The organism is Pseudomonas agronomica, assembly GCF_025917275.1.
GTDB classification, from domain to species: Bacteria; Pseudomonadota; Gammaproteobacteria; order Pseudomonadales; family Pseudomonadaceae; genus Aquipseudomonas; species Aquipseudomonas agronomica.
In genome coordinates this window covers 1-7,044 of record NZ_JAOSHO010000265.1, presented here as the reverse complement: position 1 = coordinate 7,044, position 7,044 = coordinate 1, and the positions used below count along the sequence as shown (strand labels likewise).

Sequence of the window (7,044 nt, the reverse complement as noted above, 5' to 3'; positions counted from 1 at the left end):
CGCTCCCACAATAGATCTGCGGTGCCTACGAATCCTGTTGCAAACCATGAATGACCTGCACAGTTCTATCGTTTGCCCGCCCGAAGACTGCTAGCATCTGGGCCGAGATCGAACGTTCGAACGGCCCATCACAGGTTGCCCATGCTCGAGACACCAGCACTGCAAAGGAACGCGCCGCTGCCGCTCCCCCTGGACACGCGCTACCAGGTCGAAACGCCCGAGGGCATTGACCTGCCACTGCGCCCGGCGGGGCTGATGCCCCGTGCGCTGGCCTTCGCCATCGACTTGGGCATACGCGGACTCGTGCTGGGGCTGCTGTTTTTCGTCCTGGCATTTTTCGGCGAACTGGGCATCGGCCTGGGATCGATCCTGCTGTTCGTTATCAGCTGGTGGTACATGGTGTTGTTCGAACTGTTCAACCAGGGCCGCTCGCCGGGCAAGCAAATGATGGGGTTGCGCGTGGTGCAGGACGACGGCAGGCCGATCGGCTGGTCCGCCTCGTTGATCCGCAACCTGCTGCGTTTCGTCGACATGCTGCCCTTTGGCTACGCCTTCGGCGCGATCAGTTGCCTGCAACATCCGGCCTTCAAACGCCTCGGCGACCTGGCGGCCGGCACGTTGGTGGTCTATCGCGAGCAACCGGTCAAGCGCCCCGAGTTGCCATCGGCCCGAGCGTTGCGCTCGCCTTTTGCCCTGGGCCTGGCCGAACAACGCGCCGTGCTGGGTTTCGCCGAACGCCAGGGCGAACTTTCCGAAGCACGGGTCACTGAACTGGCAACGATCCTGGCCGTCCCGCTGAAGGTGCACCCCACCGGCGCCGTGGCCGAACTCAATGGCATCGCCCGTGGCCTGCTGGGGCCGACATGAAGCAAAGCCTTTTCGAAAGTCGCCACCATGGGGAATGGGAACACCTGTCCCGCCTGCTCGACCAGTTGGAGCGCAACAGCAACGTTGCCCAGAGCAGCGACTTCCCCCATGTCTATCGACGGCTTTGCCATCACCTGGCGCTGGCCCAGGCGCGAGGCTACAGCAGCTTGCTGGTGGACACCTTGCAACAACTGGCGTTGCGCGGCCACCAACAGCTCTACCGTGACCGCAGTCGGCCGACGGCGAGCTTGTCGGCGTTCATCCTTGCCGGTTTCCCACGCCTGGTCCGCGAACAATGGCGATTCGTACTCGCGGCCGCCGTGATGTTCCTGGGCAGCCTGGCCGCCATCGGATTGTTGGTCTATCTGTTTCCAGAGCTGGTCTACAGCCTGCTAGGCGTCGAGGAGATCAGCCAGATCCGCAGCATGTACGATCCGGCGGCCGGGCATCTGGGACGTTCGATCGAGCGGGCCGCCAGCGAAGACTGGGTCATGTTCGGCTATTACATCATGCACAACATCGGCATTGCCTTTCAGACCTTTGCCAGCGGCTTGCTGTTTGGCCTGGGCAGCGCGTTCTTCCTGTTCTTCAACGGCCTGACCATTGGCGCGGTGGCCGGGCACCTGACCCAGATCGGCTCGGGCGGGACATTCTGGTCATTCGTGATCGGCCACGGTGCCTTCGAGCTCACCGCCATTACCCTGGCCGGCGCCGCGGGCCTGCAACTGGGCTGGTCACTCATCGCACCGGGACGCCTCACCCGGGGCGAAGCCTTGCGACTCGCCGCCGGCAAAAGCGTGCTGATGATCGGCGGCGTGATCCTCTTCCTGCTCATCGCCGCGTTCATCGAGGCCTATTGGTCCTCGAGCGCAGTGACCACCGTCACCAAGTACGCCGTCGGTACGTTGTTGTGGCTGTTGGTGCTGGGTTACCTGCTGTTTGCCGGGCGAGGCCAGCATGCGCCTGAGTGACGTCACCGTAACCATCCGACCGCGCACCACGTGGGAAGCCATGGACCTGGGCGTCTTGATGGCCCAGCAGCATCGACGGCTGCTGATGACCAGTTGGGCCATCGTCACGCTGCCGGTGTATGCGTTGCTGAGCCTGTTGCTGTGGGATTCACCGTCCCTGGTAGTGTTTCTGTTCTGGTGGCTGAAACCAGCGTTTGACCGCCTGCCCCTGTACATCGTGTCCAAGGCGTTGTTTGGCGAGACCCCCACCTTGAAACAGGCGTTGCGCCAATGGCCGGCGCTGCTCAAGCCCCAGTTGCTGGCGAGCCTGACCTGGCGCCGGCTGAGCCTGAGCCGAAGCTTCCTGATGCCCGTCGTGCAACTCGAAGGGCTCGCCGGGGAAGCACGGGAACAACGCTTGCGCGTATTGCTGCAACGCAACGGCGGCGCGGCCCAGTGGTTGACCATCATTGGCGTGCATCTGGAAACGGCCTTGTGGTTTGGCCTGATGGCCCTGTTCTATCTATTCGTGCCGCAACAAGTCGAACTGGAATGGGACTGGCAGACCCTGGTCGCCGTCGCCGAGCACGACTGGCTGTGGCTCGAACACCTGCTCAATTTTCTCTATCCGCTGCTGTTGATTATCTGGGAGCCGATCTACGTCGCCTGCGGCTTCAGCCTCTACCTGAATCGACGCACGATTCTCGAAGCCTGGGACATCGAACTGGTGTTCCGCCGCCTGCGCCAGCGCCTGAGTGCGGTCGCCCCGCTGCTGATGCTGGCGACGTTGATGCTGCTGCCGCTGGCGCCGCCCGCCCGGGCCGCCGAAGACGGCACCGCACCGGACAGCCCTCGCCTGCTCAACCAACCCGTCACCAGCGAAGCCTCTCGCGAAAGCATCAAGGCCATCCTCGACGCCCCGCCCTTCAAGAACCCGCAAACCGTGACGCGCTATCGCTTTGGCGAAGAGGCCCCTGAGCCGGCCGAGACCGACGAAGCCCCGGGCTGGCTCAAATCGATGTTCAACTGGGGTGCCAAACGCTTCGAAACGGTCGCTGCGCTGATTCAGGTCTTGCTCTGGGCCGCCCTGGTGGGTGCGCTCGCCTTGCTGGCCTGGCGTTATCGGGAAAGGCTCAACGCCCTGGTGAACCGGCGATCGGCGAAGGGGCCGGTAATGGAACGGCCGACGCCAGCACGGATGTTCGGCCTGGATATCCGTGAAGAAAGCCTGCCGGACGACGTGGCGACCAGCGCTGAGCAATTGTGGTCCAGCGCTCCCCGAGAGGCGTTGGGGCTGCTCTATCGGGCCCTGCTCAGCCGCTTGCACCATGGGTTCAGCGTCCCGTTGAAACCGTCCGACACCGAAGGCCAGGTGTTGCAACGCGTAGAGCAACTCCAGCATGAACAGCTGATGGCTTTCAGCAAGGACCTGACCCTGCACTGGCAGAACATCGCCTATGGACACCGGACGCCACCGGCTCATCTGCAACAGGAACTATGCGACGGCTGGCGCGGGTTGTTCGGTCCGGGAGCTTCCCGATGAGCCGGCGCGCGGGATGGCTGGTGGGCGCCCTGGTTGCCGTGCTGGGCGGCGTGTTGGCGATCTTCCTGTACGTGAAAGCCGTGCCGTACCAAGAGGTCATCGAGCACGGCCCGTCCCCTGAAGCCCAGGCCAATCCTTACCTGGCCGCCGAACACTATCTGCGCCAGCAAGGCATCAACGTCGAGCACGCCAACAGCCTGGACGTCCTGCCGACGCTGGAGCCGCGCCAACGCACACTGTTGCTGCTGGGGGAGCGAAGCAACATGACGCCACGGGACGTCGATCAAGTCATGAACTGGACCCGCGCCGGCGGCCGACTGCTGTTCGTCGCCGAAGCCCTGTGGGATGACAGCACGAGCAGCAGCGGCGACCTGCTGCTGGACCGCGTGCGGCTGCGCCAACTGCTGAGCAAGGACCTCAAGGCACCGGAGCCGGAGCTGATCAAGGACCCGTACCCCGAGTTGACCAAACTGTACCTGGAAGACGAAGAGGCGCCGGCCTACCTCGGCTTCGACACGGACTTCCACCTCGAAGACCCGCTGAACCTCGCCCAGGCGTGGGCCAACAGCGAGGCGGCGACCCACCTGATGCAACTGAACTACGGCCAGGGCACGATCACCGTGCTGACCGATGCCGAATTGTGGAAAAACGAGCACATCGACCAGTATGACAATGCCTGGCTGCTCTGGTACCTGAGCGCCGACACGGACGTCACGCTGCTGTTCAATACCGACCACGACAACTTGCTGACCCTGCTGCTGCGCTACTTCCCCCAAGCCATCGTGGCACTGCTGGCCTTGATCGCCCTTTGGCTCTGGCGCTCGGCGGTACGCCATGGTCCGCTGCAACAACCCGCGCCCAAGGCCCGACGCCAGTTGCAGGAACACCTGCACGCCAGCGCCGCGTTCCACCTGCGCCACACCGGCCAGCAACACCTGCTACACACCCTGCAGCAGGACGTATTGCGCCGGGCTCGTCAACTTCACCCCGGTTTCGAACAACTGGTCGTCGCCGAACAATGGCAAGTGCTTGCCCGCCTGTCACGGCAACCGACGCGAGCCATCAGCCAGGCCCTCAGTCCCCGGCCGAAACAACGCCTGTCCAGCGCCGAGTTCTGCCGCCAGGTCGCCCTTTTGCAAACCCTCAGGAATGCCTTATAGATTTTATCCGCAAAAAAATCCGCAAAAAGCTTGCGATTAATCTATCTTACAGGTCGATTTACCCAGTAATTACGGGCATAACAGGTCGTTTATTTTCCGCAAAAATTTCCGCAGGTATCGCCCAAAATGAATAGCCGTTCGAGTTCGCTGGAAACAAAACGATGATCACATCGAAAGCGTACCTTGACCCCGTACTGCCAGAGAATTTGCCCGACTCGATCATTCAGAGCGCGGATCAGTTGCCGCGCAAGGCAGAATTTCTGGCCGGACGGCTAGCCGATGAGACCTCCAGGCAACTGGCGAGCCTGTTGCGCATCACCAATACCTACTACTCGAACCTGATCGAAGGGCATCGAACCGAGATCGCGGACCTTCAGCTTGCTCGCACGACACCGAAACGGGAAAGAAAGGAACTCAAAGAGCTGGCTGTGCAGCACATGACTCAGCAGGAGGTGATGGAGCGGCTGCTTCACATGCGGCCAACGCACAGTTTCTCGGCCCTGTTCGATCCCAAGTTGATCGCAACCATCCATCGTCGACTGTTCAAGGACGCTTCCACCCAAGAACTGACCCTAAGCGATGGGCGCCTGATGGAACCCGGCAGGCTGCGGGCCGAAGAGAACGAACAGGTCCAGGTCGGCGCGCATGTCGCTCCGGCTGCGGCGGTTGTACTGCCCATGCTTGAGCATCTGCAACTGCACTACGGACGAATCAAGGATCCGCGACGCCAATTGATTGCTGCCTTGGCGGGCCATCACCGGGTGGCGCTTGTTCACCCCTTCCTTGACGGTAATGGTCGAGTGGTTCGGATGCTCACCCACCTGCAACTTGTTCACCTCGGGCTGAAACCGTTCCTCTGGTCCCTGGCTCGTGGCCTGGCTCGCAGGCAGGATGAGTATTATCGCTTCCTGGCCTTGGCTGATCGCGCTCGCGAAGGTGATTATGACGGGCGCGGCCAACTCTCACAGCGCCACTACTTCAACTTCATTGAATTCATGCTGGATGTGTGCCACGACCAGATCGAGTACATGACGACCTCGTTGAACCCAGCCAGGCTGCGCGAGCAGGTGGTTCATGTGTTCTCAACGGATCCCGACCTTCGCCGTGCCGGCATCCGACCCACCAGCGCTGCGGCCGTGTTGGCGCTTCTCACTCAAGGCGCGATGCCGCGTGCGGAGTTCAAAGTGTTTACAGGGTTGAAGGATCGGCTCGCAACCGAAGAGCTGAGCCGCTTGGTCGACGCGGGGATCGTCGTCAGCAGTACGCCCCGGTCCCGAACGGTGGAAGCGGGTTTGCCCGCACGCTTCGCCGGATTGATCTTCCCGAACCTGCACTTTCAAATGGGCTAAGGTGTGCCGGCGACTCAGTCGTCAGCGCTCGACACTGCAAAGCATGACAGCGTCCGGTCATGTCGCTGCGTCAATGCCGCTAGTCATAGGATCCAACCGTTAGGAGAACGCCTGAATTGACGACTGAACAGAACGAACCCTCAGACAGCCAGGCCCACGCCGCCCAGCAACGCCAGCGCGCCAGTCAACTGGCCCAGGCGATCCGCACCGAGCTGCACAAGGCCGTGGTTGGCCAGGTCGCGGTGATCGACGATGTGCTCACGGCACTGATCGCCGGCGGTCATGTCCTGCTCGAAGGCGTGCCGGGGCTGGGCAAGACGCTGCTGGTGCGCGCCCTGGCCCGCTGTTTCGGCGGGGAGTTCGCGCGCATCCAGTTCACGCCCGACCTGATGCCCAGCGACGTCACCGGCCACGCGGTGTACGACTTGCAGACCGAGCAGTTCAAGCTGCGCAAGGGCCCGGTGTTCACCAACCTTTTGTTGGCCGACGAGATCAACCGCGCGCCGGCCAAGACCCAGGCGGCGCTGCTCGAAGCCATGCAGGAGCGCCAGGTCACCCTCGAAGGTCGCGCATTGCCGATCGCCCAACCGTTCATGGTGCTGGCCACCCAGAACCCGATCGAACAGGAAGGCACCTACCCGCTGCCGGAGGCCGAGCTCGACCGTTTCATGCTCAAGGTGCGCATGGATTACCCCGACGCCGAGCAGGAATTGAACATGGTGCGCCAGGTCAGCCGCTCGACCCGCGCCGACATGCTTGATGTGCAGCCGTTGCGCACGGTGTTGCAGGCCAAGGACGTGCAAGCGCTGCAACGCATCGCCAGCGACCTGCCGATGGACGACCAGGTGCTCGACTACGCGGTGCGCTTGGCCCGTGCCACCCGCACCTGGCCAGGCTTGACGATCGGCGCGGGGCCCCGTGCCTCGATAGCACTGGTGCGTTGCGCCCGAGCACGGGCATTGCTGCGCGGCGGCGAGTTCGTGGTGCCGGACGACATCAAGGGCTGCGCCCTGGCCGTGCTGCGCCATCGCGTACGGCTGGCGCCGGAGCTGGATATCGAGGGGCTTTCGGTGGATCAGGTGCTGGGGCAGTTGCTCGATCAAGTGTCGGCGCCACGGTTGTGATGAAGCCTTCCCTGACCGAAGCGTTTTGCGTGGCGAGGGAGCTTGCTCCCG

Annotated in this window: 6 protein-coding genes; all 6 read left to right on the top strand. The window is 62.8% G+C overall.

The genetic code is table 11. The annotated features are described in order from the left end of the window. The first annotated feature begins 141 nt into the window (after positions 1-141). A complete protein-coding gene (locus OC610_RS17760) occupies positions 142-867 on the top strand; it encodes an RDD family protein (protein ID WP_264429443.1) in 726 nt (241 codons plus the stop codon). Then, positions 864-1,838 carry a stage II sporulation protein M gene (locus OC610_RS17755; protein ID WP_264429441.1) on the top strand — a complete coding sequence of 325 codons (975 nt, stop codon included), beginning with the start codon at positions 864-866 and terminating at the stop codon, positions 1,836-1,838. Before OC610_RS17760 ends, OC610_RS17755 begins: the two co-directional genes overlap by 4 nt. Next, entirely contained in the window at positions 1,825-3,360 is a 1,536-nt protein-coding gene (locus tag OC610_RS17750) for a DUF4129 domain-containing protein (RefSeq protein ID WP_264429438.1), read from the top strand. Before OC610_RS17755 ends, OC610_RS17750 begins: the two co-directional genes overlap by 14 nt. Beyond that, positions 3,357-4,520 carry a DUF4350 domain-containing protein gene (locus OC610_RS17745; RefSeq protein WP_264429436.1) on the top strand — a complete coding sequence of 388 codons (1,164 nt, stop codon included), beginning with the start codon at positions 3,357-3,359 and terminating at the stop codon, positions 4,518-4,520. Before OC610_RS17750 ends, OC610_RS17745 begins: the two co-directional genes overlap by 4 nt. A 161-nt stretch (positions 4,521-4,681) precedes the next feature. Beyond that, the gene (locus tag OC610_RS17740) at positions 4,682-5,869 is read left to right on the top strand and encodes a Fic family protein (protein WP_264429434.1); all 1,188 of its coding nucleotides are present in this window, start codon (positions 4,682-4,684) and stop codon (positions 5,867-5,869) included. A 116-nt stretch (positions 5,870-5,985) separates the two neighbouring features. After that, positions 5,986-6,993 (top strand): AAA family ATPase, encoded by a 1,008-nt coding sequence (locus OC610_RS17735; RefSeq protein ID WP_264429432.1) that lies wholly within the window; start codon positions 5,986-5,988, stop codon positions 6,991-6,993. The last annotated feature ends 51 nt before the right edge of the window (positions 6,994-7,044 follow it).

Bases quoted from the DNA above. Each gene is read 5' to 3' on its own strand.
- OC610_RS17760 (WP_264429443.1), top strand. From the start codon at position 142: ATGCTCGAGACACCAGCACTGCAAAGGAACGCGCCGCTGCCGCTCCCC.
- OC610_RS17755 (WP_264429441.1), top strand. From the start codon at position 864: ATGAAGCAAAGCCTTTTCGAAAGTCGCCACCATGGGGAATGGGAACAC.
- OC610_RS17750 (WP_264429438.1), top strand. From the start codon at position 1,825: ATGCGCCTGAGTGACGTCACCGTAACCATCCGACCGCGCACCACGTGG.
- OC610_RS17745 (WP_264429436.1), top strand. From the start codon at position 3,357: ATGAGCCGGCGCGCGGGATGGCTGGTGGGCGCCCTGGTTGCCGTGCTG.
- OC610_RS17740 (WP_264429434.1), top strand. From the start codon at position 4,682: ATGATCACATCGAAAGCGTACCTTGACCCCGTACTGCCAGAGAATTTG.